This window comes from Micromonospora sp. NPDC047730 (assembly GCF_043204765.1).
Taxonomy (GTDB): Bacteria; Actinomycetota; Actinomycetes; order Mycobacteriales; family Micromonosporaceae; genus Micromonospora.
The window spans coordinates 210,003-234,937 of the sequence record NZ_JBIDCU010000001.1; the positions used below are offsets into that span (position 1 = coordinate 210,003).

41 protein-coding genes are annotated in these 24,935 nt (G+C 72.1%); 1 reads left to right on the plus strand and 40 read right to left on the minus strand.

Translation table 11 applies throughout. The features are described 5' to 3' along the window. Nucleotides 1–6: 6 nt before the first annotated feature. Complete coding sequence (locus tag ACGF5G_RS00940) at nucleotides 7–246, minus strand: hypothetical protein (RefSeq protein ID WP_393257617.1); 240 nt, start codon at nucleotides 244–246, stop codon at nucleotides 7–9. A 26-nt stretch (nucleotides 247–272) separates the two neighbouring features. Here ACGF5G_RS00940 and ACGF5G_RS00945 point away from each other — a divergent pair, with 26 nt between their 5' ends. After that, nucleotides 273–479 (plus strand): hypothetical protein, encoded by a 207-nt coding sequence (locus ACGF5G_RS00945; RefSeq protein ID WP_393257619.1) that lies wholly within the window; start codon nucleotides 273–275, stop codon nucleotides 477–479. Nucleotide 480: 1 nt separating this feature from the next. Here ACGF5G_RS00945 and ACGF5G_RS00950 read toward each other — a convergent pair whose 3' ends face one another. The 39 genes from ACGF5G_RS00950 to ACGF5G_RS01140 form a co-directional block, all read right to left on the minus strand. After that, entirely contained in the window at nucleotides 481–714 is a 234-nt protein-coding gene (locus ACGF5G_RS00950; protein WP_393257621.1) for a hypothetical protein, read from the minus strand. Then, nucleotides 711–992 carry a hypothetical protein gene (locus tag ACGF5G_RS00955; RefSeq protein ID WP_393257623.1) on the minus strand — a complete coding sequence of 94 codons (282 nt, stop codon included), beginning with the start codon at nucleotides 990–992 and terminating at the stop codon, nucleotides 711–713. The genes ACGF5G_RS00950 and ACGF5G_RS00955 overlap by 4 nt, the downstream gene beginning before the upstream one ends. After that, a complete protein-coding gene (locus ACGF5G_RS00960; RefSeq protein WP_393257626.1) occupies nucleotides 989–1,732 on the minus strand; it encodes a hypothetical protein in 744 nt (247 codons plus the stop codon). Before ACGF5G_RS00960 ends, ACGF5G_RS00955 begins: the two co-directional genes overlap by 4 nt. A gap of 11 nt (nucleotides 1,733–1,743) precedes the next feature. Next, the gene (locus ACGF5G_RS00965; protein WP_393257629.1) at nucleotides 1,744–2,223 is read right to left on the minus strand and encodes a hypothetical protein; all 480 of its coding nucleotides are present in this window, start codon (nucleotides 2,221–2,223) and stop codon (nucleotides 1,744–1,746) included. Between the two features lie 20 nt (nucleotides 2,224–2,243). After that, complete coding sequence (locus ACGF5G_RS00970; protein ID WP_393257631.1) at nucleotides 2,244–5,009, minus strand: hypothetical protein; 2,766 nt, start codon at nucleotides 5,007–5,009, stop codon at nucleotides 2,244–2,246. Continuing rightward, nucleotides 5,002–6,543, minus strand: coding sequence for a hypothetical protein (locus ACGF5G_RS00975; protein ID WP_393257633.1), 1,542 nt, complete (start codon nucleotides 6,541–6,543; stop codon nucleotides 5,002–5,004). The genes ACGF5G_RS00970 and ACGF5G_RS00975 overlap by 8 nt, the downstream gene beginning before the upstream one ends. Next, nucleotides 6,543–6,959 carry an HK97 gp10 family phage protein gene (locus ACGF5G_RS00980; RefSeq protein WP_393257636.1) on the minus strand — a complete coding sequence of 139 codons (417 nt, stop codon included), beginning with the start codon at nucleotides 6,957–6,959 and terminating at the stop codon, nucleotides 6,543–6,545. Before ACGF5G_RS00980 ends, ACGF5G_RS00975 begins: the two co-directional genes overlap by 1 nt. Nucleotides 6,960–6,966: 7 nt before the next feature. Continuing rightward, nucleotides 6,967–7,098 carry a hypothetical protein gene (locus ACGF5G_RS00985; protein WP_393257638.1) on the minus strand — a complete coding sequence of 44 codons (132 nt, stop codon included), beginning with the start codon at nucleotides 7,096–7,098 and terminating at the stop codon, nucleotides 6,967–6,969. 31 nt (nucleotides 7,099–7,129) lie between these two features. Next, complete coding sequence (locus tag ACGF5G_RS00990) at nucleotides 7,130–7,465, minus strand: hypothetical protein (RefSeq protein ID WP_393257640.1); 336 nt, start codon at nucleotides 7,463–7,465, stop codon at nucleotides 7,130–7,132. Between the two features lie 11 nt (nucleotides 7,466–7,476). Then, nucleotides 7,477–7,881 (minus strand): hypothetical protein, encoded by a 405-nt coding sequence (locus tag ACGF5G_RS00995; protein WP_393257643.1) that lies wholly within the window; start codon nucleotides 7,879–7,881, stop codon nucleotides 7,477–7,479. Beyond that, entirely contained in the window at nucleotides 7,881–8,288 is a 408-nt protein-coding gene (locus tag ACGF5G_RS01000; RefSeq protein WP_393257645.1) for a hypothetical protein, read from the minus strand. The genes ACGF5G_RS00995 and ACGF5G_RS01000 overlap by 1 nt, the downstream gene beginning before the upstream one ends. Before the next feature lie 3 nt (nucleotides 8,289–8,291). Continuing rightward, entirely contained in the window at nucleotides 8,292–8,870 is a 579-nt protein-coding gene (locus tag ACGF5G_RS01005) for a hypothetical protein (RefSeq protein WP_393257647.1), read from the minus strand. A gap of 13 nt (nucleotides 8,871–8,883) precedes the next feature. After that, the gene (locus tag ACGF5G_RS01010) at nucleotides 8,884–9,366 is read right to left on the minus strand and encodes a hypothetical protein (protein WP_393257650.1); all 483 of its coding nucleotides are present in this window, start codon (nucleotides 9,364–9,366) and stop codon (nucleotides 8,884–8,886) included. Between the two features lie 40 nt (nucleotides 9,367–9,406). Beyond that, nucleotides 9,407–12,625, minus strand: coding sequence for a phage portal protein (locus tag ACGF5G_RS01015; protein ID WP_393257653.1), 3,219 nt, complete (start codon nucleotides 12,623–12,625; stop codon nucleotides 9,407–9,409). A 35-nt stretch (nucleotides 12,626–12,660) separates the two neighbouring features. Further along, on the minus strand, nucleotides 12,661–14,250 hold the full coding sequence (locus ACGF5G_RS01020) for a terminase (protein WP_393257655.1): 1,590 nt from the start codon (nucleotides 14,248–14,250) through the stop codon (nucleotides 12,661–12,663). Continuing rightward, complete coding sequence (locus tag ACGF5G_RS01025) at nucleotides 14,231–14,458, minus strand: hypothetical protein (RefSeq protein ID WP_393257658.1); 228 nt, start codon at nucleotides 14,456–14,458, stop codon at nucleotides 14,231–14,233. The genes ACGF5G_RS01020 and ACGF5G_RS01025 overlap by 20 nt, the downstream gene beginning before the upstream one ends. A gap of 103 nt (nucleotides 14,459–14,561) precedes the next feature. Continuing rightward, nucleotides 14,562–14,855 carry a hypothetical protein gene (locus ACGF5G_RS01030; RefSeq protein WP_393257661.1) on the minus strand — a complete coding sequence of 98 codons (294 nt, stop codon included), beginning with the start codon at nucleotides 14,853–14,855 and terminating at the stop codon, nucleotides 14,562–14,564. Nucleotides 14,856–14,988: 133 nt separating this feature from the next. Continuing rightward, on the minus strand, nucleotides 14,989–16,530 hold the full coding sequence (locus tag ACGF5G_RS01035) for a DnaB-like helicase N-terminal domain-containing protein (RefSeq protein WP_393259172.1): 1,542 nt from the start codon (nucleotides 16,528–16,530) through the stop codon (nucleotides 14,989–14,991). A 2-nt stretch (nucleotides 16,531–16,532) separates the two neighbouring features. Beyond that, complete coding sequence (locus ACGF5G_RS01040; RefSeq protein ID WP_393257663.1) at nucleotides 16,533–16,697, minus strand: hypothetical protein; 165 nt, start codon at nucleotides 16,695–16,697, stop codon at nucleotides 16,533–16,535. Beyond that, the gene (locus tag ACGF5G_RS01045; protein WP_393257666.1) at nucleotides 16,694–16,942 is read right to left on the minus strand and encodes a hypothetical protein; all 249 of its coding nucleotides are present in this window, start codon (nucleotides 16,940–16,942) and stop codon (nucleotides 16,694–16,696) included. Before ACGF5G_RS01045 ends, ACGF5G_RS01040 begins: the two co-directional genes overlap by 4 nt. A gap of 80 nt (nucleotides 16,943–17,022) precedes the next feature. After that, nucleotides 17,023–17,454: a hypothetical protein gene (locus ACGF5G_RS01050; protein ID WP_393257668.1), complete on the minus strand. Its 432-nt coding sequence runs from the start codon at nucleotides 17,452–17,454 to the stop codon at nucleotides 17,023–17,025. Then, entirely contained in the window at nucleotides 17,451–17,771 is a 321-nt protein-coding gene (locus ACGF5G_RS01055) for a hypothetical protein (RefSeq protein ID WP_393257671.1), read from the minus strand. Before ACGF5G_RS01055 ends, ACGF5G_RS01050 begins: the two co-directional genes overlap by 4 nt. Before the next feature lie 3 nt (nucleotides 17,772–17,774). Next, nucleotides 17,775–18,161 (minus strand): hypothetical protein, encoded by a 387-nt coding sequence (locus ACGF5G_RS01060; RefSeq protein ID WP_393257673.1) that lies wholly within the window; start codon nucleotides 18,159–18,161, stop codon nucleotides 17,775–17,777. Nucleotides 18,162–18,164: 3 nt separating this feature from the next. After that, nucleotides 18,165–19,061 (minus strand): hypothetical protein, encoded by an 897-nt coding sequence (locus ACGF5G_RS01065; protein ID WP_393257675.1) that lies wholly within the window; start codon nucleotides 19,059–19,061, stop codon nucleotides 18,165–18,167. Further along, nucleotides 19,058–19,183, minus strand: coding sequence for a hypothetical protein (locus ACGF5G_RS01070; protein WP_393257678.1), 126 nt, complete (start codon nucleotides 19,181–19,183; stop codon nucleotides 19,058–19,060). Before ACGF5G_RS01070 ends, ACGF5G_RS01065 begins: the two co-directional genes overlap by 4 nt. Beyond that, nucleotides 19,180–19,524 (minus strand): hypothetical protein, encoded by a 345-nt coding sequence (locus ACGF5G_RS01075; protein WP_393257680.1) that lies wholly within the window; start codon nucleotides 19,522–19,524, stop codon nucleotides 19,180–19,182. The genes ACGF5G_RS01070 and ACGF5G_RS01075 overlap by 4 nt, the downstream gene beginning before the upstream one ends. Beyond that, on the minus strand, nucleotides 19,521–19,844 hold the full coding sequence (locus tag ACGF5G_RS01080) for a hypothetical protein (RefSeq protein ID WP_393257683.1): 324 nt from the start codon (nucleotides 19,842–19,844) through the stop codon (nucleotides 19,521–19,523). Before ACGF5G_RS01080 ends, ACGF5G_RS01075 begins: the two co-directional genes overlap by 4 nt. Further along, a complete protein-coding gene (locus tag ACGF5G_RS01085; RefSeq protein ID WP_393257685.1) occupies nucleotides 19,841–20,083 on the minus strand; it encodes a hypothetical protein in 243 nt (80 codons plus the stop codon). The genes ACGF5G_RS01080 and ACGF5G_RS01085 overlap by 4 nt, the downstream gene beginning before the upstream one ends. Nucleotides 20,084–20,160: 77 nt before the next feature. Continuing rightward, nucleotides 20,161–20,364, minus strand: coding sequence for a hypothetical protein (locus ACGF5G_RS01090; protein ID WP_393257687.1), 204 nt, complete (start codon nucleotides 20,362–20,364; stop codon nucleotides 20,161–20,163). Further along, nucleotides 20,361–20,696 carry a hypothetical protein gene (locus tag ACGF5G_RS01095; protein ID WP_393257689.1) on the minus strand — a complete coding sequence of 112 codons (336 nt, stop codon included), beginning with the start codon at nucleotides 20,694–20,696 and terminating at the stop codon, nucleotides 20,361–20,363. The genes ACGF5G_RS01090 and ACGF5G_RS01095 overlap by 4 nt, the downstream gene beginning before the upstream one ends. After that, the gene (locus tag ACGF5G_RS01100; protein WP_393257691.1) at nucleotides 20,693–21,205 is read right to left on the minus strand and encodes a hypothetical protein; all 513 of its coding nucleotides are present in this window, start codon (nucleotides 21,203–21,205) and stop codon (nucleotides 20,693–20,695) included. Before ACGF5G_RS01100 ends, ACGF5G_RS01095 begins: the two co-directional genes overlap by 4 nt. After that, nucleotides 21,206–21,361 carry a hypothetical protein gene (locus ACGF5G_RS01105; RefSeq protein WP_393257693.1) on the minus strand — a complete coding sequence of 52 codons (156 nt, stop codon included), beginning with the start codon at nucleotides 21,359–21,361 and terminating at the stop codon, nucleotides 21,206–21,208. Continuing rightward, on the minus strand, nucleotides 21,351–21,866 hold the full coding sequence (locus tag ACGF5G_RS01110; protein WP_393257696.1) for a RusA family crossover junction endodeoxyribonuclease: 516 nt from the start codon (nucleotides 21,864–21,866) through the stop codon (nucleotides 21,351–21,353). The genes ACGF5G_RS01105 and ACGF5G_RS01110 overlap by 11 nt, the downstream gene beginning before the upstream one ends. Then, nucleotides 21,863–22,672, minus strand: coding sequence for an ERF family protein (locus tag ACGF5G_RS01115; RefSeq protein ID WP_393257698.1), 810 nt, complete (start codon nucleotides 22,670–22,672; stop codon nucleotides 21,863–21,865). Before ACGF5G_RS01115 ends, ACGF5G_RS01110 begins: the two co-directional genes overlap by 4 nt. Further along, entirely contained in the window at nucleotides 22,669–23,511 is an 843-nt protein-coding gene (locus ACGF5G_RS01120; protein WP_393257701.1) for a hypothetical protein, read from the minus strand. Before ACGF5G_RS01120 ends, ACGF5G_RS01115 begins: the two co-directional genes overlap by 4 nt. Next, on the minus strand, nucleotides 23,508–23,669 hold the full coding sequence (locus ACGF5G_RS01125) for a hypothetical protein (protein ID WP_393257704.1): 162 nt from the start codon (nucleotides 23,667–23,669) through the stop codon (nucleotides 23,508–23,510). The genes ACGF5G_RS01120 and ACGF5G_RS01125 overlap by 4 nt, the downstream gene beginning before the upstream one ends. Next, nucleotides 23,669–23,890, minus strand: a complete 222-nt coding sequence (locus ACGF5G_RS01130) for a hypothetical protein (RefSeq protein WP_393257707.1) — start codon at nucleotides 23,888–23,890, stop codon at nucleotides 23,669–23,671. The genes ACGF5G_RS01125 and ACGF5G_RS01130 overlap by 1 nt, the downstream gene beginning before the upstream one ends. After that, nucleotides 23,887–24,057 (minus strand): hypothetical protein, encoded by a 171-nt coding sequence (locus ACGF5G_RS01135; protein WP_393257709.1) that lies wholly within the window; start codon nucleotides 24,055–24,057, stop codon nucleotides 23,887–23,889. The genes ACGF5G_RS01130 and ACGF5G_RS01135 overlap by 4 nt, the downstream gene beginning before the upstream one ends. A gap of 3 nt (nucleotides 24,058–24,060) precedes the next feature. Next, on the minus strand, nucleotides 24,061–24,645 hold the full coding sequence (locus tag ACGF5G_RS01140; RefSeq protein ID WP_393257712.1) for a hypothetical protein: 585 nt from the start codon (nucleotides 24,643–24,645) through the stop codon (nucleotides 24,061–24,063). Nucleotides 24,646–24,935 lie beyond the last annotated feature (290 nt).

Here is a 24,935-nt window from a genome sequence, read left to right on the forward strand (position 1 = left end):
CTGTGGCTACCGGCGGAGCAGCTTCGCAACGGTCGCCGGGGCGTACACCCGCCTGCGGCCGATGGCAGCCACGGCCAGCGGCGCGGCCACGGCCACCACGCCGAGGATCGCGGTCCGCTGCTCGTCGGTCAGGTCCAGGCCGAACGCGACCAGCAGACCGATGATCGCGGTCGCGGCGGCGGTGATCCCACCGACCGACACCAGCGGTTCGGCCGAGCTCTCGTCAGGGTTGTAGTCGTTCTGCATCCTCGTTCTCCTTGTACGGTCGTCGGATGGTGCGTGGCTACTGGTCGGACCCAGCCCGCGGACCGGCGGAGTGGCGCGAGGACGCCCCCGACACCTGCCCCGCCGGGCACCCCGCGCCGACGCCGGCGTGGACCGGCTGCCCCGACTGCGGGTGGGGAGTGCGGGTGTGGCGCTGCCGGGACGACGACTGCGGCCAGGCCGTCGTCGACCCGGACCACGTCTGCCGCGAGTAACTCACCGGTCGCACCGGAACTCGCCCCGCAGCCGAGCGATGTCCGCCGCGATCTTCCGGCCGGCCTCCGACTGCGGCGGCGTCGCCCGGTACGCGTCGTCGAGCGTCGTCACGATCCCGCACCACCGCTGCTCCGACTGCCGGGCGGCCGCGTTGGCGTAGACGATCGACACCAGCGACGACGCGGCGGCCACCAGCAGACACGCCACCAGCGCCCGCCACCCTTGGTAGGTCATGCCGAATCACCCGCCCCGGACGGCGCCGGAGACGACGAGGATGGTGACGGCGACGACGAAGGCGACGACGGAGAGCCAGATCCGTCCCCACTGGCCTCCCGCCGCAGCCCCAGCGTGCCGCCCAACGCCGGGGTGGCCAGCAGACCCATGCCGGTCAGCACGAGCATCTCCGACGCCTGACCCGGCGCGACGATGAACGCCTGATGGCCGATGATCCCCAGGCCAAGCAGGACGGAGCACCAGTCCCTGACGCCCTGTCGGATGCGCTCGCCGGTCACTCACGTGCCTGCCCCAGGCGGCCGGCCAGCTCGTCGGCCACCTGGCCAGCGATGTCGGTCGGGATGGCGGCGGCGATCGCCTGCGGGGTGAGCACGGCCAGCAGCGCCGGCGCGAGGCCGGCGGCCACCTGCTGCTCGTCGACCACGTCCCGGCCGGCCTGCTCGGCCAGCTCGGAGCGCACCGTCGCCACAAGCCGCGGCAGGTCCTGGAGCACTAGGGCGTGCGCCGTCTTCTTGCCGGCGTGCTCGGCAGGCGCGAACGCCCACGGCAGCCGGGACAGCTCGCGCTTGATCACGGGGTCGGTGGTGATCGCCTTCCGCAGCGCCGCGATGATCTCGGCTTCGCTCATCTCATCCTCCAGGAGTCCCCAGGGTCGTCGGTCCTGCTCCGCCGCCCGTGACTGGCGGATGCTCAGGTGTCCGTGCTTGTCGTGCCGGTTGGAGCCGGTGTAGAGGCGGCGACGCCAGTTCTGGTCGGCGTCAGCGATCAGCCCCCGATAGATCCAGTAGTGGGCGGACGGGTGCCGCTCGAACGCGGCGATGATCTCCCACATGTCGACGCCGTCCTTGTCGACGTCGATCGCGTTGACGCTGCCCCGGCTGTTGGGGTTGTGGTCGGACTTGCTGGCCTGGTGGGCGGCGTCGCCGATCCACCCGTCGGACCCCTTGTCCCGGCCCGGCCATCGGGTGTTGATCTCGCCCCTGAGTACGTCCAGGGATGGCGCCAGGTAGTAGCTCACGGATCCTCCACTCAGTCGAACTGCACGAGTTCGAGGAACGACCCGGCACGAACAACCGCCGCCGCCGCGTTCGCCACCGACTGCGACCACTGAAACCGGATCAGCCCCGCCGTCGCACCGGTCGTCACCACCCCGATCACCTCAAGCGGACTGTCCGCGCCCGTGCCGGTGACACCACCCGTCGACGGCGCAGACCCGGCCGCCAGCACACCCACCTGCAAGCTGGCGTTCGGACCGGCCTCGAACTTCAACCGACCGAACGACACCCCGGCCGGGCCAGCGAATCCGATCCGCAGGTTCGGCGTGGCTGGGGTGGTGTGCACGGCGAACAGGCGCAGCCGGAACGCCGAGTTCGCCGGGACGGACACCTGTAGTTGGTCGTCGTCCTGGACCGTCGCGTTGTTCACGACGCTCTCGTCGACCGTCTTCCGGGCGAGATATATCCGGTTGAGCCTCGCCGGCGTCAGCCTCTGCCCCGACTGCACTGCCACGGGTCACCTCTCCTTCGTCGTCACAGCGGGGCCACCGCCGGGATCCACACGTCGACTGGAGTGCCGACCGGCCACGCCCGCGAGACGCCGTTGACGCCGCGGGCGGACACGATCGCGGTCTGCGTCAGGCCGGTCCCGCCGATCGTCGACACCTCCATCACCTCGCCACCGACCCTGACGAGCAGCGGAAAGTCGGCCGCGTTGGTCATCCACGGGCCGTTCGCCGCCGTCGACGTCATCTGGAAGGACCCCCACGTCGCCGACGGGACCGCCGCCGACAACGCCGTGCCGTCAGCCGGCACCCGCGGCTCACCGTCGGCGGTCGCCACGGTGTACGGGCCGGCCGGCGTCAACGTCCAGTCGAGCGACCTCGTGAACTCGTCGAGGCGCTCCACTGACCCGCGGACCATCTCCAGCGCCGGGCCGGGCGGCAGCCAGACGGGCAGCTCGTCGAGCGCCAGCACGTCCCCGGCGGCCAGCGCGGTCACCGCGGCGGCCAGGTCCTCGTCACCGACCCACTCCGGGTCGGCCAGGTTGATCCGGGCCGTCGGGTAGCGGGCCTCATCCCACGTGCCGAGGTGCCGCCGCCACCCGGCCTGGTCGGGCAGCTGGACGTCGTCGGCCACGTTGACGGTGACGCTGGTGTCGTAGGTGCCGACCCCGGCCGGCGGCGACAGCACCGACAGCGGCCCCAGCTCGAGCACGGCCCGGGCGGTGCCGCCGTCCGGCCGGCTGACGGTCACGTCGTTGCGGACGTGGTCGTCGTCGTCCGTCGGCTCCAGCGGCGGCGCCAGGTGGTCGTACGGCAGCACGACGGGCGTCTGGTTGTAGAGCGCGCCGAGACACCGGTACGTGAGCGCCAACTGCTCGCGGGCCTCACCGAGGATCCCCCCGTCGGCGTCCTCGCACTCGCGCAGCAGCGACAGGAACGTGTCGGGCCGCTGCGGACCCATCGGCTGCGACGGGTCCGGGCCGCGGGTGACGAACACCGGCACGCCCTGCTCGGCGCACAGCCGGGCGACCCGGTCGGCGGCCGTCTCACCGGCGTGCCCGCGCATCGCCGCCGTGGTGTTCGTGGCGGCGCCGGGCGGGTTCCAGATCGCCAGGTGGCCGAGGATCGGCATGGCCGGCGACTCCGCGCTGTCCTGCCGGATCTCCAGCGGGTTCACGGTGACCTGCGTGATGCTGCCGGCCGTGCCCGACAGCGCCGACCCGAACATGCTGAAGGTGGCGACCTGGACGGCGTCGACCCAGATGCGGGCGCTGACGGTGCCGCCACCGATGTCGGTCGCCTCGATCCGGAAGTGGTGCGGCAGCCCGTCGTACAGGTTCAGCGTCGAGTTGGAGGCGGTGCCGGCGTTCGTGCCGTCCGTCGACCCGAACGTGGCGAAGATGCCGGTGGGCTCGATCTGGATGTCCCACCGCGGCCAGGTGCCGTCCGTCGACCAGCGGACCGGGATGACGATCTTCCCCTTGTCGCGGGGTGAGATCGCCACCCACTCGATGCGCCAGTTCGCGAACGGCGAGTAGGGCAGGGACGCCTGGAGGGTGCCGCCCTGCGCCAGGTCCACCACCGGATGCGACCCGGGAATACCCGACCCGCTGCCGAACACCGGCAGACCGGCAGCCGGCTCCGGCCGACCCGTGCCCGGCGTGGTGAACCGGCTATACCCGAACGGCACCATCGGCGCGATACCGGCGACCGCCGACCGGGCCTGCAACGACCCGGCCGGGTCCTCCAGCGGCCAGTACGCCGACGGCGCCGTCCGGGTCAGATACCGGTACAACGCGGAGTCGAGCGGCTTAGCGCCCTGCTGAAGGCGGCGCAGGATCCCGGCAGCCTGGACCGGCACCCACGTGTCGGTGCCCGGCACGTTCCACCGCGGCGGCCAGGACGCCACCTCCATGCACGCCCGCCGGTCGACCACCCGCAGGTCGTAGTAGCGGAACTCCAGCGGCTTCGTGTTGGTGTTGCTGCCCGCCACCCCCGACCGCACACCCACATACCCGGCGGCCGTCAGCCGCGTGTCGACAGCGGTCACCTGCCAGTCACGCGGCTCCCCAGCGGCCGGATTCCACACCTTCGCGGCCAGACGGTCACCCACCACGCTCGCGGCCACCGCGAGCGCCTGCCCGGCATACACCAGCCCCGCCACGGTGACCGGCCCGGCGATGAGACCGGCAGACGAATGGTGCAGCGACACGGTCACCGCCTCGGCGGTGGTCACCTCCACCCGCGCCATGTAGTAGGTGCCCACGTCCTGCAACCGCAGCAGCAGGTTGGCCGGCTCCAACGGCCCACCAACCACGTCGGCCGGCGCCATCGTGAACGTCGTCCGCACCTCGCAGTCGCGCCACCGGCGGCCGGTGTAGTGCGTGCCGCGGTACGCGTTCGCCACCGGCAGCCGATGCCACGCCGACCCACCGTCAGCACCGAAGTCGGCGGCGGTCAGCGACCCGCCCGCACCCCACGTCGACCAGCCCGACGGCGCCCAGGTGCCGGTGGTGGTGGTGTTGAACGCCTCGTCCAGCTCGACGAGCCCGACCCTGATCGGCGTGTTCCTGCCGAGCAGCCCGAACAGGTCGGACCGCGGGTTGCGGGGCGAGTACCGGCCGCCCGGGTTCGCCAGAACGAGGTCCATCGTGCCGGGCGTTCCGTCGCCGCGGGTGATGGTGATGCCGCCACCGGAGTCCGCGACGCCCTGCCGGCCGTGCTCCGTGACGTCCACCCAGCCCAGCTGCGCGCCGAGATACAGGCCGATGTCCACGACGTTCTGCTCAGCCACGACCCACCACCACGCGGCCGTCGCGCACGTTCAGCTGGAGTGCGCCCGTGCGGATCGCGTGGAGGAACCACTCGGCGAGCAGCCGCTCCAACTGACTACCACCGTCGCGGGCCTCAACCCGCAGCGTCGCCCCACCCATCGACGCGGACGGCGACGACACCCGCTCGCCGGCCTTCAACGCGGCCAGCACCGTCTCACCGGGCCGGCCGGGCACGGTGCCACCCACGTGGAACTCAGGCAGCCGCGGCGCGCCGACCGTGGCGCCGCCGATGCCGGGCACCCAGCCGGGCACCGTCCACCGCAGCTGCCCGACGGTCGCGTTCCACGCCCTGCTGACCGCGTTGAACCCGGCCTTGAACGGGGCGCTGACGTAGCCGCCGATCTTCTTGAAGGTGTTCCAGATCTTGCCCGGCAGGGACAGATACCAGTCGAGGGCGGCCGAGCCCATCCGCTTGATCCAGTCCCAGGCGGCCTTCACCGGCTCGCCGATCTTGCCCCAGATCGCCTTCCACGTGTCCTGGAAGAACGTCGTCTGCGTGGCCAGCCACACGATCCCCGCGACCAGCGCACCGACCGCGATGATGACCAGCCCGATCGGGTTCGCGCTCATGGCCACGTTCCAGGCCCACTGCGCCGCGGTGGCGATGCCGGTGGCTGCCGCGCCGGCCAGCTGCGCCGTCTTGGACGCGGCGGTTGCCGCGGCCGCCCGGATCGCCGACAGCGACACGGCCTGGTTGGCCATCGCCAGCAAGTTGACCGTGCCGACGAGGCCCATGGCGGCCGTCGACACCAGCTCGATCTCCGTCCCCCACTTCGACAGGGTGGACGGGTCGGCCGCTTTCTGCGCGTCGACCAGGTTCAGCTGGGCGTCCTTCGCGTCCCGGGTCGCCTGCGCCATGTCCCGGCCGGCTTGCGCACCGTCCTCCTGCGCCTGCTTCAGGTCGGCCTGCGACTGCTCGGCGTCGACCCCGGCCTGCTTCAGATCAAGCTGGGCCTGCGCCAGGTCCTGCGCGGCCTGCTTCGCCTCCGCCGACCCGACGCCGTGCTCCTTCACGGCCGCGTTGTACGCCTTCTGCGCCTCGGCGGCGTCGAGTCCGGCCTGCTTCTGGTCGAGGATGGCCTGCTCCGCGTCGACGCCGGCTTGCTTCGCGTCGATCTGCGCCTGGTTGAGGTCCAGCTGCGCCTGCTTCAGGTCACCGAGGGCCTGCTCGGCGTCCAGGCCGGCCTGCTCGACGTCGGCCAGGGCGCGGGCCTGCGCCTGCGCCCTGTCCGCGCCCCGGGACTGGATGGCGGCCAGCGCCGACACCGCACCACCCGCGTCACCGATCGCCGCCGACGAGCCGGCCGCGACCGCACCCAGCCGCGTCATCCGGTCGGTGTACTCCCGGGCGGCGCCTGCGGCCTGCCCCGTGTCGGCGGACGCCCGCTGCGCCGCGTCCCCCACGGACTGCGTCGCCGCGCTGGCCCGCGCGGCGGCCTTCTCCAGCGCCGACGCGTCGCCGGCGAACGTCAAGGTGACCGCGTTGCCTGCCATCAGCTCATCTCCAGCCCGGCCGCAGCCACCGCTCCGGACAGGGACCGCTCCAGCACACGGGTGAACTCGTCGCGCTTGTCGTGGAACGCCGGGTACACGTACCGGCCGCCCTTGCGGAACTCTCGCTTGCCCGGCCGGCCCGCGACGCGGCCCTCGCCGCCGTAGTCGAGCCACGGCACGTACGGCGCCCGCTTCGACCCGGCGGACACTCTTGACGCCGTCCGCGTCGACCTGGCCTTCACCGATGCCCGCGCCCGCCCCGACACGGACGGGATCCGGCGCCGCGCCTCGTCGACCACGATGTTCGCTGCCTCGTTGTGGGCCAGCCGCAGCCCTTTCGGCGCCTCCGCGTCGAGGCGCTTCAGGCTGCGGTTGAGCGCGGCCAGGCCCTCGATCCGGATCGGCTCGACGATCACGCCCCGCTCACCTCCCCGCCCGCTGTCCCTGCGCCACCAGCTGCTCCAGCTGCTGCCGCTGCGCCTTCCGCGCGTAGTAGACCTGCCAGTACACGTGCTCGTCGTTGGACATCTCGGCCCGCATCCGGGCCACCGTCATCCCCAGCTTCTCGGCCAGGAAGAAGTCGAACTCAAGCCCCGGATCCGCCTGGAGGGCTTTTGTACGCCTCCTTGTCGGCGCGGCCAGCGATCCCGGACAGCCGGTTGATCTCGTGGTTGAGCGTCTCCAGCTCGCCGAACGTGGCGACCCGGGTCCACTCCCGCACCTCGTCCTCGGTCAGCCGCGGGTCGACCATCGCCAGCGACAGGGAGTACGGCTCCATGTCCTTGCCGTCGTTGGCGCCCTTGCCGATCTCGATGACCTCGGCCCGGGTCAGGCCCCGCACCCGCACGGTGCCCACACCGGGCAGCTCCACGTCCGCCTCGGGGCAGCGGGCCCGGAACAGTGCAGCCTTGTCAACAGCCACCGTCGCCCCCCTTACGCCTGCGTCGTCTCGGCGACGTCGTCGCTGATCGTGAACTGCGCCGACCACGTGACCATGTCCGCGACCGGGTTCGTCTCCACGTACTGCGTCAGCAGCCCATCGAACGTCTGCGTCGGCTTGCCCGTGCCCGTGCCCTCGGGCATACGCACGATCTCCACGACCGTGCCGACCAGCGGGTTCAGCACGGCGTGCGTGCCGGTAGTCGCGGTGTTGTCGTAGGTGCCGCCGCACGTGAACTGGCCGTTCTTCAGCCCACCCGTGTGCACCTCGGCGCCCTTGCCGTAGTGGGTCACGTTGTGGCCGGCCGCGCCGCGGGTCATCTCCGACGTGTTCGTCCACGCCGAGATGTCGTCACCGCCCACGGTGATCTGTGTGTCCTTGCCGTGCTGGTAACCCATCACGTGCCCTTTCCGGTGATGTCGAGGTGGAACATGGCGGCGAGGTAGTCGACGCCGTCGTAGCTGACGACGTCGAACTCAGCGCGCCCGACCCGCACCGAGTCGAACGCCGTGTAGGTGTGCGCCTCGATCGCCGCCTTGACGCTCTTCGGCCCCGACCCGTCCGCGTACGCAGCAATCGCCTTGCGCGTCTCCGGTTCGGTCGGCCGGGACAGCAGCACCAGCAGCGGCCAGTCCTCGATCCGGTCACTGCCCCGCCCGTACGTCGCGTCGTACTCGACCTGCTCCGGCAGCGGGATCAGCGCGAACGGCGGGTACACCCGGCGCACACCCCACTCCGGCACGTTCAGGCCCTCGATCGTCTTGAGCGCCTCGCCGAGCTGGGCGGCGACGTCGTCCAGGTTCACCGATCAGCCCACCCTGCGGCGCCGGGCCAAACCGGCGAGGGTGGTGTGGACGTCGGGGTCGAGGCGGGCCAGCAGCCGCATCTCCGACCCGTCCGACGGCGACCCGGCGATCCCGTACGGCGAGTTCCGCCGGCTGGCCCACCGCGACACCTGGAGCTTGGAGGCGGCGACCACCTGCGCCGGCACCGCCGACCAGCCCCAGATCGCCGCGACCAGCACCGGACCGGCCGGCGCGTCGGTGAAGCCGAGACGCTCGTACGGCACGCCGTCGGCGGCCGCGTTGTCCGGCAGCAGTGTCGCCCCCGTGTCCGCGTACGCCACGCCGCCGATCGTCAGCCCGGTCACGTCCTGGACGTCGTCGACCTCCAGCAGCCACAGCCCCGACACCCGGTCGTAGGCGGCCGGCCGCCGGTACGTGCGCACCACCGGCCCGTCCGTCTTACCGAACTGCCGGTTGCACCGGTTGTCGATGGCCCGGGACGCGGCCGTGCACCAAGTCGCCAGCTCCGCCTCGCTCGCGCTCGTGGCGTGCACGAACTCCGCCGCCTGCACGGCGGTGAGGTAGTCAGGCTTCCAGGGCACGGCCGCGCTCCGCTCAGTTCTTCCGGGCGCTGTCGCTGTCGCCAGCGCCCGACGGACGCGGCATGTCAACGGTGCGGGTCCGGCCGCCACGCGAGGTGACCGTCACCTTGTCGCCGTCACGCACGTAGGCGTCGCCGGTGGTCGGGTCGGTCGCGTACCCGGTGTTCTCCAGGTCCGCAGCGACCCCAGCCGACATCGTCCACCGGGGCGTGACCCCGCCGGTGCGGGCGGCGGCCTCGCGCAGGGCGGCGACCTCGGCCCGCAGCGTCTCCAGCTCCGACGTGTCGCCGACACGCTTCCGCAGCTCGTCACGCTCGTCGGTCAGCCGGCGGATCTCCGCGTCGCGGGCCACGTCCCGAATCGCCGCAGCGGCCGGGTCGACCGGCGCGGCAGCGGATGGCGCGGCGGGCGCGGACGGCGCCGCCGAGGCGGCGGGCGTCTTCGCGGGGGCGGTGGTCGGCTTCTTCGCCGCCGGAGCGGCCGGATCGTTTGCCATGAGGGCTCCCTACTCAGGGTCGGTCGGGTGGGCGGGCGGCTCAGGCGCCGGCGGTCGGGTCGTAGGTGATCTCCCGGACGCCGGACAGGTCGGTGATCGCCGCCGCCTTGTAGCCCCAGATCGCCAGGTCGACGTGCGAAACCCGGTACTGGAACTCCAGCCGCTGCGGGGCCGTCGCCCACCCGTGCACGACCTCCCGGTCGAACAGGTAGCTCGACGCGACCACGTCGCCGGACGCGGCCAGCGCCCACGCCGGCAGCATCACGACGCCGTTGACGTCGATCGCCGAGTACCGGCTCGACGCCGTGCCGGACGCGTTGCTCGGCCCCAGCGCCGGGAACAGCCGGCGACCGTCGTTGTCCTTCGCCGCGACCAGCGCCTTGTACAGGTCGATCTGCGCGAACCCGGTGTCCATCGAGAACCCGCCCCGGATGAACTGGAGAGCGGCGAGCGCGGCCGTGATCTCGCTGTCGAGGGTCTGACCGGTCGTGCCCCCGCCGGCGGTCAGCGTGATCGCGGTCGGCGTCGCGGCGTCGAGCACCGCCACCGCGGCGGCCTCCAGCGACTCGTACCAGGCGCGCTGCATCTGCCGCCAGATCAGCCCGGACAGCTGCGGGTTACCGCCCTGGTCCCACGCCACGCGGGTGATCTCGACCTTGCCGGCGACCGGCGTCGGGGTGATCGTCTGCGACGTCGCCGTGTACGAGCCGGGCGTCGGCTCGGTGCCCTCGGTGTGGTTCGCGACCAGGCCGCTGGCGCTGTTGAACTTCGGGATGACGAACGGGGTGGCGTCGGCGATGGTGCCCTTGTTGATCGCCGCCCACATCGGGTACCGGAACTCGCGCTGGTCGACGAACATGTCCGGCCGCTGCCGCGCCGGGTTCAGGCCAGCAACGTCGGCCGAGTCCGTGTCGAACTGCGCGGCGGTCTGCTGCGCCTGGAACTGCTCCAGCATGAACGCCTGCGCCCGCTCCAGGGCCACGGCGTCGCCCTTGCTGCCGGCGATCAGGTCGGTGGAGAAGTCGTGCGCGCCCTTGGTCAGGTTGCCCTGCCGGTCGAACGCGTACGGCGCCGGCTCCCGCACGCTGGCCGACACGGTCCGGCGGGTCGGGTCGACGGTCGCGCGCCGCTCCGGCTCCGCCTCGGCCCGCGGGCCGGGGGTCAGCTGCGGCACACCCAGCAGGGCGCCGAGCTGGCCGGCCTTGATCAGCGAGTCGACCTGCTCGGCCGACAGGACGAGCGCCCCGTCGGGGATGGCCGGCTGGCTCTGCTCGCCACCGCGCGGCTGCTGCTGCGCGGCCACCAGGGCCTCGATCGCGCCGGGCCGCTTCAGCAGCGCGGTGATCTGGTCCTGGTTGAGGTTGACGCCACCGGCCGCCGGCAGCGTGGTCTGAGTCTCGGTCGACTCGTCCTTCTCCGGCATGCCGGACTCCTTCGCTCGGGTTGCAGTCCTGCTCGCGGCCACCTTGGTCACGCGAGCGTCGTCGAATGCGGGCATGGGCGTCGACGACGTCTCGCGCCAGGTGGCGCGCTTGACGTCGTAGACCTGGTCTTTCTCGTTCCACTCGACGTCCCCGTCCTCGGGGTCGAGGCTGAAGTCGACGCCGACGCTGAGGCCGTCGTACAGGCCGTGCTGCGCGTCGTAGAGCAGCTGGTCGCGCTCCAACTTGGCCGGGCTGCCCTCGGGGCCGTCGAGCACCTTCAGCTTCACGACCGGGCCGCGCCGCGTCTCCGTCACCGACGTGTGGATGCCGACCGGCGTGTAGTGGTCCTTCAGGTGCTTGATCCGCGACAGGTTCGCGTCGTCGTACTCCAGCGACCCGGGCAGGAACCTGAACGCCAGCCCGTACTTGCGGGCGATCTTGTTGTACGGCACGGCCAGGCCGGTGATGGTGCGCGTCTCGACGTCGACCTTCGCCGGCTCGGTCCCGCCGGCGAAGTCGCCGCCGGCGAACGTCATGGCCGGGCCGTCGTCGGTGGAGGCGAAGGTCATCCCAGCCGGCCGGGCCGCCTCAGCGCCGGACTGCTCGGTCTGGTCGGCGGCCTGGTCCTGCTCTCCGCCGTCCCCCTCGGCCGGCGGCGGGGCGGCGGCCGGCTTCGGCGCCGGACCGGACAGGCCGGCCGCCGCGCGGATCTCGTCAGCGTCCATCACGCCCATGTCCTTCAGCGCCTTCCAGTAGGTGGTTTGCGCGACCGGGTCCGGCTTCAGGTAGTCGGTCAGGTCGAACGCGACCCGGTAGCCGCGGCGGGTCACGTCACCCATGGACAGCCGCTGCGTGATCGCCGACATGAACGGCGCGTAACGCTCGTTGATCTTCGACACGCGCCGGTCAGCGGCGTTGAAGTACGTCCGCGACGTGGTGCTGACGCCCAGCTCTTCGGGATCCGCGCCCAAACCGTTCGCGATCTCCAGCGTGACCTGGCGTTGCAGTTCGACGAGCTGGAGCTCCGACGGAGACGGGGTCGCCACGTCGACGCGCTTCACGTTCCCCGGGATCCAGCCCGTGCTGGACTGCTTCCGCTGGGCGTTCCACTCGGCCAGGAAGCTGTCGATCTCGTCGTCGTCCATCGGCTCGACGGAGGTGTCTTCGCTGTCCGTGAAGTAATCGAGAGGCCGCGGGTTGTCCGCATAGGTCGACGCCAGCTTGTCCAGCAGCAGCGCCCGCCGGATCGCCCGCGCGTTCGCCGTCAGCAGCCCCGGGTTCGGGCTGTCGAAGCGGATCAGCTTGTCGGCGGGGGTCGCCTCACCCGCCACCCACACGATCTTCACGCCCCGGGCGTCCACGCCGGACGGGAACGGGTTCGGCTGCCCGGGCGGCGGGTCCAGCAACACCGTGCCGACGTCGAGGTGCCGGGCAGCGAGCGGGTAGCCGGCGAAGTCCTGCGCGGTGATCAGCCACCAGCTGATGCCGTCGAACGCCAGGTCCTCGATCGTCTGGCTCAGCGTGACGACATTGGGCACATCGGGATCGATTTGGGACAGAAACGGGCTCGGAACGATCTCCAAGCCTCGGTACAGCGTGAGCGGCAGCGTGGCGATGCTGCACAGGCTGTTGCGGCCCCGCTGCACGGCCGCCACCGACAGCGCCTCAGCCCGCGACACCCGGCCCGGCGTGCCCGCCTTCATCTCGGCGAACAGCTTGTCGATCGGCCGCGGCGCCGAGTCGAACACGGCCGCCGGTGGCAGCTCCAGGGCCAAGGGACGCGGCAGGGACAGCAGCTCCCGGAACTGCTGCCCCACCGCCCCCAGCCACCCCACGTGCGAAGTGTAATACGCGCATTCTGTTTCGTGAATCAGCCACCGCGTGTACGGCGGGACACCTTCCTCGGCTTCGGCAACGTCCGGGCCAGATGCACCGCCCCCGCCACCGCGTACACCGCATCGACGTTGCCGTTGCCCGCCCGGGTGAACACCCACCCGTCGCCCCGCCGCAGCTTCTCGGCCGGACCCACCTGAGCGTCGAGCATCGCCTGACCGGAGTGCGCCAGCGTCCGGGCCTTGGCCTCCTTGGCCAGGCCCATGCACACCGCTGTCTGCTCGCCCCGGATGCCCTCCACCCGAACCCCGCGCGGCGGCCAACCCCGGCCGCCCTCCTTGCGCCGGTCCGCCAGCTTCGCCGCCACCGCCGCCGCCGGCCCCGACGGGAACCACCCGAGAACCTTCGGCCGCACCCGCTCCGCCCACGCGGGCAGCTCCCGCTCCATCTGCGTCGCCGCGTCCGGCCCCGACCACTCGTGCACCGTCTCCACCCGCACACGATCCCGCTCGTCGTCCAGGACCACCGCCACCGCGAGGGTCGCGTGCGTCCCGTCCAGCGACAGGTCCACGCACGCCGCCAGGCGCTGACGCTGCTCCACGTCCACCGGCGCCGCATCGAGGCAGCCCCGCCACCCGTCCGGGTCGATCGCCGGGTCCAGCTGCCCGGCCTGGACACACATCACCTCGGTCTTAAACGTGCGCAGCAGATCACCGTCCCCAGCCTCCGCGGACGCCACAGCAGCACGCGCATCGTTCAGCAACCGCGCCGCCGACTTGCCGCCAGGCAGACCCAGCGTCGGCATCGCCTGCGCCAACGCCCGCACATCGGTCGGGTCCGCATCCTCCGGCGCGCTCCATTCGAACAGCCCCAGCGACGGATCCCCCTCGCCCGTCTCCACGAACTTCAGCGCGGCGGAACGCAGATCGTTGAACGGCACACCCTTCGCGTCCGGCGTGGTCAGCGCCCAATACTGGGCGTTCTCGAACGCGTCCATCGAGTAGTAGGCGGCGCCGTACGCGTCGTAGTTGTACTGCTTCGCGAACTCGTCGGCGATGACCCGCGTGTTGGACATCGACCGGCCGCCCTCGGCGTTGCTGGCCGCGATCGCGTAGTGGCAGTCATCGGCGGTCCACCACTCCTCTTCGCCGGTCGTCTTCCGGATCGCCTTCCTCTCCGGCCGGTCACCCATCCGGGCCCGCAGCTCCGGAACCTTCAACGCGATGTTGAACGCCGACATCCACGGCTTCTTCGCGTACTTCGCCAGCGTCGACGTGCCGAGGATGCTCGGCTGCTTCTCGTCGAACAGCCAGAACAGCGTCAGGTCCTCGACCTCCCGCGTCTTCCCCGACTGCCGGCCCACCACCACGATCAGCCGCCGGAACCGCGGGACGCCGTCCGGCCGCAGCTCGCCGGCGTGGATCGAGAGCCAGCGCTGCCACGGCCACTTCGGCCGGCCCAACCGCCGCTCGGCGAACTCCACCTCCCGGAAGCCGTAGCTGCTCTCCGGCGTCAACGCGCACCCGCAGCCGCACGGCCCGGGCTCACCGGTCACGAGCGGCGGGGTCCACAGGCGGGGCGTGGTCGAGCCCAGGACGACGTCCGGGTCAGCGAGCGCCAGGCTCACGGAGGCCTCCAATCGCGCACACAAAAAAAGGACAGGGCGCGGGTGTCCGCTGGGCCCCTGGTGGGGAAAAATCGGACAGCCGTTCGACGACTGCATCGGTCAGCGCGTCGACGTGTCCGGCCGGAGTGTCTGCGATCTGCTCGGCGATCCGTCGATGCCACTCGGTGGCGATCGCCTCGCGGATCAGGGCCCGCAGGTCGCTCACCATCGCGACGTCCAGCGACCTACGCCGGGGCTGTGATCGCTCCTGCCCCGGCATGAGGTGTTGTGCAGCTTGAAGCAGCGGCATAGCACTCGGCCGATGCGGTACATCACCATTGGGTCACCGCCTTGTTGGGTGGGTCGTCGTGCTGGGTGGGGTCGCCGATGTGGAGGTTGCAGGCCTCGCACGCGGCGACGAGGTAGCAAGGGTCATCCCCGGTCACGGCCTTGCCGTGGGTGTGGTGCACCACGTCCTGGGTGTCGGTGCAGGTGTGCTGCCCGGGTACGCGCGCGCACCATCCGTCTTGGTGTGCGCGGCATCCCTTCCCTGCGTCGCGGGCCAGTACGTCGGCGCGGATGCGGCGCCACCGCCTGGTGCTTCCGCCCTTCCACGCGTTGCTCATGATTCTTTTCCACATGACTGCTGTGGACTGCTGTGGACTGCTGTGCCACAGCACTGCCGTTTGCGTGTGACTGCTGTGCGGTGTAGGGTCGCGCCGGAGGCGCGCCCACCGAACACAGCAGTCGCACGGGCCCTCACGAACTCTCCTCGATCGAGGAACTCTCCACAGCAGTCAGCCGGTAGCCCTTGGCCCGTCGGGGTCCGTCGTACTCTTCGGCCCGTCCGTGGGCGATCAGGTCGTCGACGGCGTCCCGGATGCGGTAGTCGTCGACCTTCCAGCCGGCCTTGCGCATTTCGGCGAACAGGGCCCGTTCTGATCCGACGGCCTTGCCGGGTAGGGCGGCGATCACGTCGTGGACGGCGTCGGCCAGTTCGGTGGTCTTGTCGTCGTCGGCCTCGGACGGCTTGGGTTCGGCGGGGGGCAGGATCGCCAGGTCGAGGTAGCTGACGTGGGTGCGGGTGTCGTCGACGATCATCTCGCCCATGAACGTCTTCCCGGACGTCTTCGTGCCACGTCCGTGGCGGCGCAGGTGCCCGGGACGGTCCTTCGTCACGTAGATGTGGGAGCGGCCTCGGGCGTTGCGGCCGAACGGGTCGGCGTTCTCCAGCAGGATCAGCGCCCCGGACAGGGCGTTGCCCTTGTGGATGGAGCCGAGGGCGTACCGGCCGCGGTTCTCGCGGTCCTTCACGACGTGGTCCGCGCTGAGAACGGCGGCGCCGGCGTTGATGAACGGCCGGATCAGCAGGCGGCGGAACGCGGCGACGCCGTCCTCTTCGCGGATGGCGGCGCCGTGCATGGCCATGCCTTCGTTGACGCCGTCGAGGATGACCAGCGACGGGCTGTCGGCGACGAGTCGGGCGATCTGCGCCTCCGTCACCGGGCGGGCCGGGGCCACGAACCGGAACCGCTCGGCGATCGCCGGGTCGGGGACGCCGAGGGCCTGGAGCCGCTCCACCGTGTCGCTGGGGTCGGCTTCCTCGAAGTGCACGTACACGACGTGGTGCCCCTGGTCGAGTTCGGCGGCCACGCAGGCGAGCGCAAACCACGACTTCCCGGCCTCCATCTCGCCGATCACGCTGTGTTCCTTGCCGGGGTAGATGAACCGCAGCCCGTCGCGTCGGGCCACACCGATGGTGGGTTCGGGGCGGACGACTTCACCGCGCAGGTACGGGCCGAGGTCGAGGGGCTGCCACGAGTCGCGGTCGCCGGGCTGGCCGCGGCCGGCGCCCGGGTTGGCGAGCTGCGCGAGCAGCTGCGGGGCCTGCTCGTCCCACTCGTCTTCGTGGTCGAGCAGCCGGGCGGCGCGGGCGAGCAGCTGCTCCCGGAGGCGGCGGCGGGCCGCTTTGCGGACGATGCCGGCGTGGTGGCCGACGGTGCCGGGCCCCATGGCGGCGCTGGACAGCTCGGTCAGGTACGGCAGCCCACCGGCCCGGGCGAGGTCGCCGGCTTTGTCGAGCCGGTCAGCGACCGACACGGGGTCGACGGGTTCCCCGGCGTCCCGGGCTGCCTGGATGGCCCGCCAGATCGCGCCGTGCCGCGGCAGGTAGAAGTCGCCCGGCTCCAGGTCGTCGGCGCCCGGGGTGTGGTCGATTTCGGTCAGGGCGGTGCCGAGCAGGAACCGCTCTGCGCCGACGACCGGGTCGACGGCGGTGGGGTTGGGGGCGTCGATGGCCATGGTCACCGGGCGGCCCGCTGCTGTCCGATGTGGGCAAGGACGCGGGCGATCAGCTCGCCGATCGGCACGGGGGTGGCGTGGCCGGTGTGCTCGGCGCAGCGGAGGGCGGGCGTGCAGCCGCCGTACCGTCGGCACCCGTACTCACCCCACACCCGCCGCCGCCTCATGGCTGCACCTCGGCGAGGTCTGCGGCCCACTCCAGGGCGGCGGCGAGGTGCCGGGCGGCGGCGATCTCGGCGGGCGTCTTCGGTAGCTGGTCGGCGACGAGCCGGACGGCCCAGCGGGCATCGGTGTGGCAGCTGCCGGCGCGGATGACCTGCCGGAGGTGGTGTCCGGGGGTGTTCTGCGCGGCGCGGGCCTTGCGGGCGCGTTCTACGCGGAAGTCGGCGTCGTCGAGCCGGCCTCGGGTCATTGGGACCAGAGCTCCATCGTCGACGTCCCCATGATCATAGTCGGCTTGGGTGTCGGCGAGGTAGCCGGCGGCGGGGTTGTTCACAGGTTCTCCGGCGTTGCGGGCTGGCCGAACAGGTCGGTGACGGGGAACAGGTCGAGCTGCTTCCCGGCGGGTGCCGGGGCAGGCTTGCGGGGCTGCCACGGGCAGCAGGTGCACGTGTCGCGGGGACGCTGGCCGTCGCGGTGCAGCGCCCCGGCGGTCTCGAACCACTGCCGGCCGTCGTCGGTGATGCCGTAGTAGTAGCCGCCGCCGCAGCCGCCAAGGACCATGCCGCGGAACCCGTAGCGCCGATTCCCGGGCGGCATGCCGGCGGCGCCATGCATGACGACCCAGTCGCCGGGCGAATACTTGCCCTGCTTGGGGATAGGCCCGACGCCGATGGCGACGATCAGTTCCCCATCAGGGCCCCAGGCAGCGTGTTCGGAGTGGCAGCCGTCGGCGTGGTGGCGGGTGGGGTCGAGCGGCTTCACCGGCTGATCCCGGGCAGCTCGATGGTGATGATGTTCGGGCCTTCCATGCAGCACGGTTCGCCGTCGGGCGCCGGGCAGCCGTGGAGGCACAGCCCGCAGGACTGTTCGGCGCAGTGCTCGCCGGTGTCGTCGTCGGCGCACAGCTCGGGGTCGCAGCGGCAGCAGGTCGGGCTGGCCGGGGCGTAGCCCCAGGTGTAGGAGCCGACGCCGAAGTCGACGTGGTGCCGGTCGCCGGTATGGCCGGCGGGCTTCCCGCAGCGGAAGAATCCGCGCTGGTCGGCGGGTTCCCCGCACTCGGTGGTGGTCGGGTCGGCCACCGGTCAGCCCTCCGCCTGGTCGGCGCGGGCGCCGCACGCACGGGCCACCGCGAGCGCGGTCCGCTCGATGGCGTCCATGCCGGACCAGCCGTGCTCGTCGTGGTTGGCGCTGGCGACCTCCTGCCCGTTGATGTGGACCTGGATCCGCTCGTCGTCGGGCCGCTCGATGCTGATCCTCGGCCCGGACCTGGCCGGCGCGGCGAGTCGGCCGGTGGCGGCCAGCGCGGCCAGGGCGGCCCGCAGGCCCTCCCGGTCGCAGCAGTCCTCTTCGGGCTCGGCCGGGTCGCACTGCTCGGGCAGGGGGTGGACGGTCTGGTGGTTGGTCCACGCCTTGGCGAAGGCGTCGTGGGCGAACTCGAGTTCGGCGTCGGTGTAGGGCTTGTCGGTCATCGGTCAGCCCTCGGTCCGGCAGCCGTCGCGGCGGTGGTCGGCGACGGCGCCCTCGATCAGGTTCGCCAGGAGCGGCATGGTGGTGCCGTAGCGCCATTCCCAGCCGCAGCGGTGGTTGAGGACGACTTCGCGGTGTTCGGCGGTGAGGTAGAAGCCGGGGAGGTCGCCGAGCCACACCATCTCGTCGGCCGGGTGCTCCCCCTGAACCTTCTGCAACTTGCAGTTCCCCTGACCGGCCTGGCACAGCCACGAGAAGTGCACGTGGCAGAACTGCCCACGCGGCGGCTGCTTTCGCTGCTCGCCGTGTTGTCCGGCAGCGGCCGGCGTGGATGCGCGGGCCTCGGCCGCGTCGACGAGGCTGACCAGGTGCCACGCGATCCCCTCGTGCGGGTCGGTGACGGCCGTCTTCGGCCAGGCGGCATACCAGCCGTCGAGCAGGCTACGGATGGCATCCTGGCGTTCGGATGACGTGCGGGCCTCGCCGAACGCGTAGGTGGCGTCGTCGAGCATTCGCTGTACGTCGTCCGGGTCGGCGTCGGCCGGTTCGTATTCCGACGGCGTCTGCATCTCGTCGACGCGGTCCTCCACCCGGCCGATCCGCCGCTCCAGCTCGCGCAGCTGCTCGCCGACGCGCATCTCCAGGCGCTGCATGGCGATTCCGACACCGCGTACGGTGCCGGGCAGCGCGGCGGCCGGGGCGGGGCCGGTGTAGCCGGCGTCCCGGGTGTAGGTGGTGGCGTCGGCCGCGGGCGGGCGCCAGCCGGCGGCCACCAGCGAGGCGCGAGCGACGCGGGCGAAGTGTCCGAACGGGATGCCCTGTTCGGCGGCCCATGCCTCGCGGGTGTTGGCGTCGCGCAGGTACTGGGCGAGGTCGGCGATCTGGGTGTCGGTGTCGGTCATCGGTTCTTCCTTCGGATCAGGTCAGCGGTCAAGGCCAGGCGCAGCGCCCGGTTGCGGCGGCTGCGGATCGTCAGCAGCGCCATGTGGCGGACGAACGCGGCGAGCGCGGTCCGGTCGGTCACGGGGTCGGCGCGGCGAGCAGCCCCAGCGCCCGCGCGATGGCGGCCACCGTCGGGCACGGGCCTGCGCACAACGCCTCGTCACACCCGGCACACCACGGGCACTGGCAGTGGCAGTGACGGGAGGCCACGCCCTCGTCGGAGATGTGGACGACCACGCCGGACCCGCCGCACTCCTGGCAGTCCGCCCACGGCTTGCCGCCGTCCTCCGGCGGGTCGATGCGGTGCACGGCCAGGACGGCGTTCACCGTGGCGGTCAGCGCCGGGTCGATGCCGGGCTGGCCGATGTGGTCGCGGATCGCGGCCATGGCCTGTTCCTGGGTGACGATCAGCAGCCCGTTCATCGGGACACCCGCACGGTGGCCTTCGGGTGGGAGCGGAAGCCGTCGGCGAGCCGCCGCAGCGCGGGCAGCAGCGAGTCGTAGGACCCCCAGCCGTTCGGCGGGTCCATCGCCCGGTACGTGGCAGGGTCGTCCTCCATCCGCTTGATGGCGGCGGTGAGGATGGGCAGACACTCGCCGGCCGGCTCGCCATCGAACGCGGCCAGGTCGGCGCCGGCGGCGCGCCACATCGGCCCGCAGTTGCTGGTGTAGTTGAAGCTGTCCCAGACGGTGGCTGGCTCGGGTCCGCCGGTGTCGATGTTGAGCCAGATGTCGTAGCTCACCGCCGCCTCCACTGGTCGGCCTGCGGGCACGTCACGAAGTGCGACATCCGCAGGTCCTTGCGGCCGAACGCGCGGTGCGCCGGCACCACCACGGCGGTCAGCTGGCCGTACTGCTCGACGAGCTGCACGTTGCCGCCGGGGCCGGGCTCGACGTCGACGGGCATCGTCTTGCCGCGCTCCGTCGTCGCCCAGATGACCTGTGCCGGGCAGCTGCGGCACTTCTCGGTGGGGTGTTCCACGGTGGCTCCCTTCCGGGGCTCGGTGTGGGCGACGCCGCCGGCCCGGGCGGGGCTGGCGGCGTCGCGGCGATCAGTCGTCACAGCGCGGGCCGCTCGGGCGGGCGCAGCAGGTTCCGCAGGTCCAGCAGCACGTCGGTGACTGCCGTGTTGCCGCGGTTCGCCGCCAGGCCACGATCGACGTATGCGAGGGCCTGGTCTTGGCGGGCGGTGAGCTGCGCGAGACGGACGGCGGTCGGGTCGGCAGGCGGCGGGGCGGCGGCGGACCGAAGGAAACGGCTCATGGCTGCCTCCGGTCGATCGCCTCGACCCAGGCGACCGCGACGGCGGCGACCTGGATCAGCTCGGCGCGGAGCTTGGCCGGGTCGGACTCGGCGAACGCCTCGGCGATCTCCTCGGACAAGATCGCATCCCAGGTCAGCTCACCTCTGGCGGCGAGGTGCTGGCAGAGGGCACGAGCCCTGACGGCGGCCTCCTTGTCCCAGCGGCTTTCGTCGGTGCCGTCGGGGTGGTTCTGCTCGCCCCACTTCGCGTCCTGGCGGCTGCGCTCGCGGGCGACCTCGTACAGCACGCGCAGGGTGTGGTCGGTGCGCTCGATGTCCTTGTCGGCGGTCACGACGCGCCGTCCTCGGTCGGCTCGCCGCGCAGCACCCGCTCCAGGCCCTCCGCCACCTTGCGCAGCTCGGCCCGCAGCTCGTTCGCCGTCGACCCGTTCACCGCGATGGCACGCCGCGCGTGCTCCGCCCACCCGCGTACCGCGACCTCGTACCGGGCCGCCTCGATCGCGTGGAGCATGTTCCCGGCCATCTTCAGCGTCCGGTCCGCCAGCTCGATGTCGCCGGACTCGTCGAGGGTGCCCTGCGCGTTGCGGTGCAGGTACAGGGCCCGATGCGCTTCCCGGATCGTGTCTTCCTGGTCCGGGTTCGCCAGCTCCAGCCCGCTGACGCGCAGCGTGACGCTGGGCTTCTTGTCCTCGTCCGGCGCGGGCTGGGTCCGCTCGACGTGGCGAAGCTCCACCGTCCCGACCAGCCGCATCCCGGGCTGGCCGTACAGCTTGCTGGCGTACCGCTCCAGGCTGACGCCGGCGGCGGTGGTCAGCTTCGAGTCCAGCTTGATCGCGATCACTCACTGCTCCTTGGTTTGGGCCAGGGCGTCTGCCCGGGCCTGCTCGATCAGCGCGGTCTGATGCCAGCGCACGGCGGCCCGCGCCGCGGTGTTCCGCTGCTCGGTGAGGTGCCGCACCTCGGCCGACACCAGCCGGGCCAGCCACCTACGCAGCACCGGGCACCTCTACCGGCAGCAGCAGCGGGCGCACGACGATCAGCGCGCCCGGCGCGTCGAGGGCCTCCGGGTCCTCACCGGCCCACACCTTCGCCGCGCGCTCGTACTCGACGACCCGGGCGTCGTCCCGCCACGCCCCGGCCGACGTCAACGCGTCCTCCGTCGACCGGAGCAGCTTCGACAGGTCCGGGGCGCCCTGCGGCTGGGCCGGCGCGCTGTCGCGGAGCAGGTGCGCGTTGCGGCCGGTCCGGTAGTGGCTCTTCGGTCGGACGAACGTGAACACCATCCGCACGAACAGCGGCCCGTCGAGCGGGTAGCCCGGCAGCAGCCCGCCGCACTGGTCCGGACAGTCGCAGCTGATCGCTTCCTCGGCGGCGAACCGCACGTCCGCGCGCCACGGCTTGACCTTCTTCGACGACTCGACCATGCGACCCGGGCCGTAGCTCGTCTTCGACCCCTGCGGGCCGGGCAGCCCGTACACCTTCAGGATCAGCGGCCCGGTCACTGGCCCTCACCGCCGGCCGCCGCGGCGGCTGCCGCCAGCGCCTCCAGCAGCACCGTGCGCGGGTCGTCCGACTCCAACGCCGCCGCCAGCACGTTGATCAGGTCCGACGCCTCAGCCCGGGTCAAGTCGTTCGCCGACTCCACCTGCCGGCCGAGCAGCGTCGTCATCGTCCTCAGCCGCGCCGTGCGGTCCTCGATGCCGAGCTTGGTGAACTGGCCCATCAACATGCCGCGCTGGCTGTCGGACAGCTTGGCGGGCTGCTCGCCGGGCAGGGGCGGCTGGGCAGCGGGTCGGGCCGGACGCTGGGCGCGCTGGGCGGTCTGCCCTTCCTCGGCCGGCGCCGGCGGCTGCTGCTGGCGGGGCCGGGCCGCGGCCCGCTGCGCCGTCGCCGGCCGGCCGTCCTCGGACAGCCGCGACTCGTCATCCTCGTCCGCCGCCACCCCCACGAGCGCGGCCAGGCAGTACCGGCGGGCGTACGTGATCCGGCCGCCGATCATCTGGATGCCGCCCTCACCGGAGATCGGGAACTCCCCGGACAGCGACTCGCCGGACTCGTGCATCAGCGTGTAGCGGACGCACATCTTCCCGTCCGACCCGGCACCGGGCATCGCAGCGAACGCCAGCCCGTGCTTCGCCAGCAGCGGCAGGATCGTCTTCGACAGGTGAGCGAGGGTGACGTAGCTGTACGAGTACGGGTCGCCCTTCTTCGTCTCGACGGTGACGGTGCGGTCCCGGTCGATCTCGGGCAGCTCGGCCTGGACCTTGGCCAGTGCGGCGGCCAGGCCCGACGTCGTCGGCGCGGTCACCGTGCGTCCGCCTCGGCCAGCACGTACCGGGACGCGGTCGGCGGCTCGATCGGGTCACCGATCAGCTCCCGCGCCCCCTGGTCCCAGATCCCCACCTGCTGCGCGTACAGGAACGCCCGGTGCTGCTCGTCCTCCGCCGTCACCGGGATCAGCGAGTACCCGTTGGGGCGGATCCACACCGCCCCGGTGAAGGTGACGGGCGGCATGCCGAACGCGCTGTCCGGGTCGTTCGGGTCCGGCTGCATGTAGTCGGCGAACCGGTACCCGGCCAGCTGCAACGCCGTCTCACCGAAGATGCCGCTGCGGTTGGTCTTCGCGTCGATCAGGCAGTTGCACACGTAGCCGTCGTCGTCGCGGGGCAGGTGGTCGTACTCCGGCATGTCCGGCAGCAGGATGTCGCCGAAGATGTCGAGGGTGCCGCAGTACCGGTGCCGCTCGGAGTAGACCAGCGCCTCGACGTAGCGGGCGCGCAGCTGGAATTCGTCCATGAACCGCACGTACGAGTCGACGTACGGCCGGAGCAGGTCCGGCACGACGACCCGCTCTCCGTGCAGCAGCCGTTCGCCGAGCTTGTGGACCTGGGTGCCGCGGTTCGCGGCCTCGTCCTTCGCGGCGTACCGGCCGCCCTGGAGCTTCTTGAGGCGGGCGGACGGGGCCAGCGCGGTCAGGTCCTGCCAGTTGTCGACGGCGTACTCCGCGGTCGCGTTCGCGGACCAGTTGATCAGGGCCTTCTTGGGGAGGCCCTGGTCGAGGATGGTGGTGACGCCGGGGACGCGCTCGCCGGTGTCGGCGTCGACATACCAGTGGGTGCGGCCGTTGCTCTTCTTGACGATCTTCACTGCTGGTGTGCTCCAGGGTTGGGCGCCGGCTGGCCGGCGGCGGTGTCGGGCTCGGTGCGGTCGTCGACGGGCGCCTCGTCCGGGCTGGGCGCGCGAAGCCCGTGAATCCACTGCTCGATGTCGTCGGGCTCGTCGGTGGTGCTGCCGGTGCGCGGCATCAGGACTCCTGGGTGGGCGTCTTGCGGGCGTGCTTGCGGGGCTCCCGCTTCGGCTTCGGCGACGGGGTCAGGCCGAGGATCTCGGCGACGTCGTCCAGGCCCTTGCGGGTCAGGTACGCAAGGGCGTCAGCCTGCCGCTGCTCTCGGTGGATGCGGTCCTGCTCGCTGGCGGTGACGCGGGCGGTGTCCATGCCGCCGTCCAGGCGGTCGATGCGGCTCACCGGGCACCCCGGCGGCGGCGGTCCAGCGCCTGGTCGCGGCGCGCGCCGGGCTGCACGAGCGGCCGGGACAACGCGGTCACCTGCCGGTCGGTGCAGCCGCGGCACGCGCACCACGCCGGGTGCACGTCGTCGCCGGGCGCGGCGGCGGGGAACACGATGGCGGCCATCGGTCAGACCTCGGCGGGCAGCGCGTCGGCCTCGCCCTGGACCTTCGCGGCCAGCTCGGCACCCGCCGTCGGATCCACGACGACCGGCTCCGGCTCCGGCGAGCACTGCGTGTGGAAGTGGAGACTCAACCCGTCCGCGATCGGACGCGACGTGCTCGCGATAGGGATCCGCCCACTCAGCGTCACCTCGACGCCGACGTACGCGGCCCACCGCTCCAGGTCTGCCCGCGAGCCGAGCACCCCGGGCCCGACATCGAACAAACTCGCGGACACCGGCAGTCGCTGCTCGACGATGTCGTCGGCGAGGTTGTGCAGCGCCTCGGCCAGCGCCGCCCGCCTACCCGCGTCCGTGTAGTCGCGGACCTCGGCGTCGGTCGCCAGGTGCAGCTTCGTGCCCTCCGCGTGCCGGGCCACCCACGGCTCGCCCTTGCCGAGCGGCAGCTGGGTCAGCGCGATCATCGGGGTGCCGTCGCCGTTGTTGTAGCGCAGGACGTGCACGACCTGGTGCACGCCGGTGTTGTCGCTGATGTGGTCGCCGGCGGCCAGGTTCTCGACGGCCGGACGGTTGTCGGTAGTCTGCTGGGACATCGACCTGTCTCCTTCGTTTGGTAGGTCGGTGGTCGCGGGTCGCCTGGCTAGAGGCGGCCCGCGCTTTGCGTCTGGGGGTTACTCCGGCAGCGCCCGCCCTCCCGACGGGCGCTGCCGGAGCTGGAGCGGCGTGGTCGACGGGGCCACCATCGGCAAGCCGGGTCCAACGGGCCGCGCCGTCGACGTCCGCTCCATCCACCGGGCGTCCAGACGCGCCCGGTGGCCGTTCGTGGCCCGCCCCGGCCGACGTCGACACAGCCGGGGCGGGCTCCGGCCAGGTGGCCGGAGTC

What these genes read in the sequence shown, in the direction of transcription:
- ACGF5G_RS00940 (WP_393257617.1), bottom strand. Translation starts at nt 246, where the DNA reads ATGCAGAACGACTACAACCCTGACGAGAGCTCGGCCGAACCGCTGGTG.
- ACGF5G_RS00945 (WP_393257619.1), top strand. Translation starts at nt 273, where the DNA reads ATGGTGCGTGGCTACTGGTCGGACCCAGCCCGCGGACCGGCGGAGTGG.
- ACGF5G_RS00950 (WP_393257621.1), bottom strand. Translation starts at nt 714, where the DNA reads ATGACCTACCAAGGGTGGCGGGCGCTGGTGGCGTGTCTGCTGGTGGCC.
- ACGF5G_RS00975 (WP_393257633.1), bottom strand. Translation starts at nt 6,543, where the DNA reads ATGGCAGGCAACGCGGTCACCTTGACGTTCGCCGGCGACGCGTCGGCG.
- ACGF5G_RS00985 (WP_393257638.1), bottom strand. Translation starts at nt 7,098, where the DNA reads ATGACGGTGGCCCGGATGCGGGCCGAGATGTCCAACGACGAGCACGTG.
- ACGF5G_RS00995 (WP_393257643.1), bottom strand. Translation starts at nt 7,881, where the DNA reads ATGGGTTACCAGCACGGCAAGGACACACAGATCACCGTGGGCGGTGAC.
- ACGF5G_RS01010 (WP_393257650.1), bottom strand. Translation starts at nt 9,366, where the DNA reads ATGGCAAACGATCCGGCCGCTCCGGCGGCGAAGAAGCCGACCACCGCC.
- ACGF5G_RS01025 (WP_393257658.1), bottom strand. Translation starts at nt 14,458, where the DNA reads ATGGTGAGCGACCTGCGGGCCCTGATCCGCGAGGCGATCGCCACCGAG.
- ACGF5G_RS01030 (WP_393257661.1), bottom strand. Translation starts at nt 14,855, where the DNA reads ATGAGCAACGCGTGGAAGGGCGGAAGCACCAGGCGGTGGCGCCGCATC.
- ACGF5G_RS01035 (WP_393259172.1), bottom strand. Translation starts at nt 16,530, where the DNA reads ATGGCCATCGACGCCCCCAACCCCACCGCCGTCGACCCGGTCGTCGGC.
- ACGF5G_RS01040 (WP_393257663.1), bottom strand. Translation starts at nt 16,697, where the DNA reads ATGAGGCGGCGGCGGGTGTGGGGTGAGTACGGGTGCCGACGGTACGGC.
- ACGF5G_RS01045 (WP_393257666.1), bottom strand. Translation starts at nt 16,942, where the DNA reads ATGACCCGAGGCCGGCTCGACGACGCCGACTTCCGCGTAGAACGCGCC.
- ACGF5G_RS01060 (WP_393257673.1), bottom strand. Translation starts at nt 18,161, where the DNA reads ATGACCGACAAGCCCTACACCGACGCCGAACTCGAGTTCGCCCACGAC.
- ACGF5G_RS01065 (WP_393257675.1), bottom strand. Translation starts at nt 19,061, where the DNA reads ATGACCGACACCGACACCCAGATCGCCGACCTCGCCCAGTACCTGCGC.
- ACGF5G_RS01075 (WP_393257680.1), bottom strand. Translation starts at nt 19,524, where the DNA reads ATGAACGGGCTGCTGATCGTCACCCAGGAACAGGCCATGGCCGCGATC.
- ACGF5G_RS01090 (WP_393257687.1), bottom strand. Translation starts at nt 20,364, where the DNA reads ATGAGCCGTTTCCTTCGGTCCGCCGCCGCCCCGCCGCCTGCCGACCCG.
- ACGF5G_RS01125 (WP_393257704.1), bottom strand. Translation starts at nt 23,669, where the DNA reads ATGCCGCGCACCGGCAGCACCACCGACGAGCCCGACGACATCGAGCAG.
- ACGF5G_RS01135 (WP_393257709.1), bottom strand. Translation starts at nt 24,057, where the DNA reads ATGGCCGCCATCGTGTTCCCCGCCGCCGCGCCCGGCGACGACGTGCAC.
- ACGF5G_RS01140 (WP_393257712.1), bottom strand. Translation starts at nt 24,645, where the DNA reads ATGTCCCAGCAGACTACCGACAACCGTCCGGCCGTCGAGAACCTGGCC.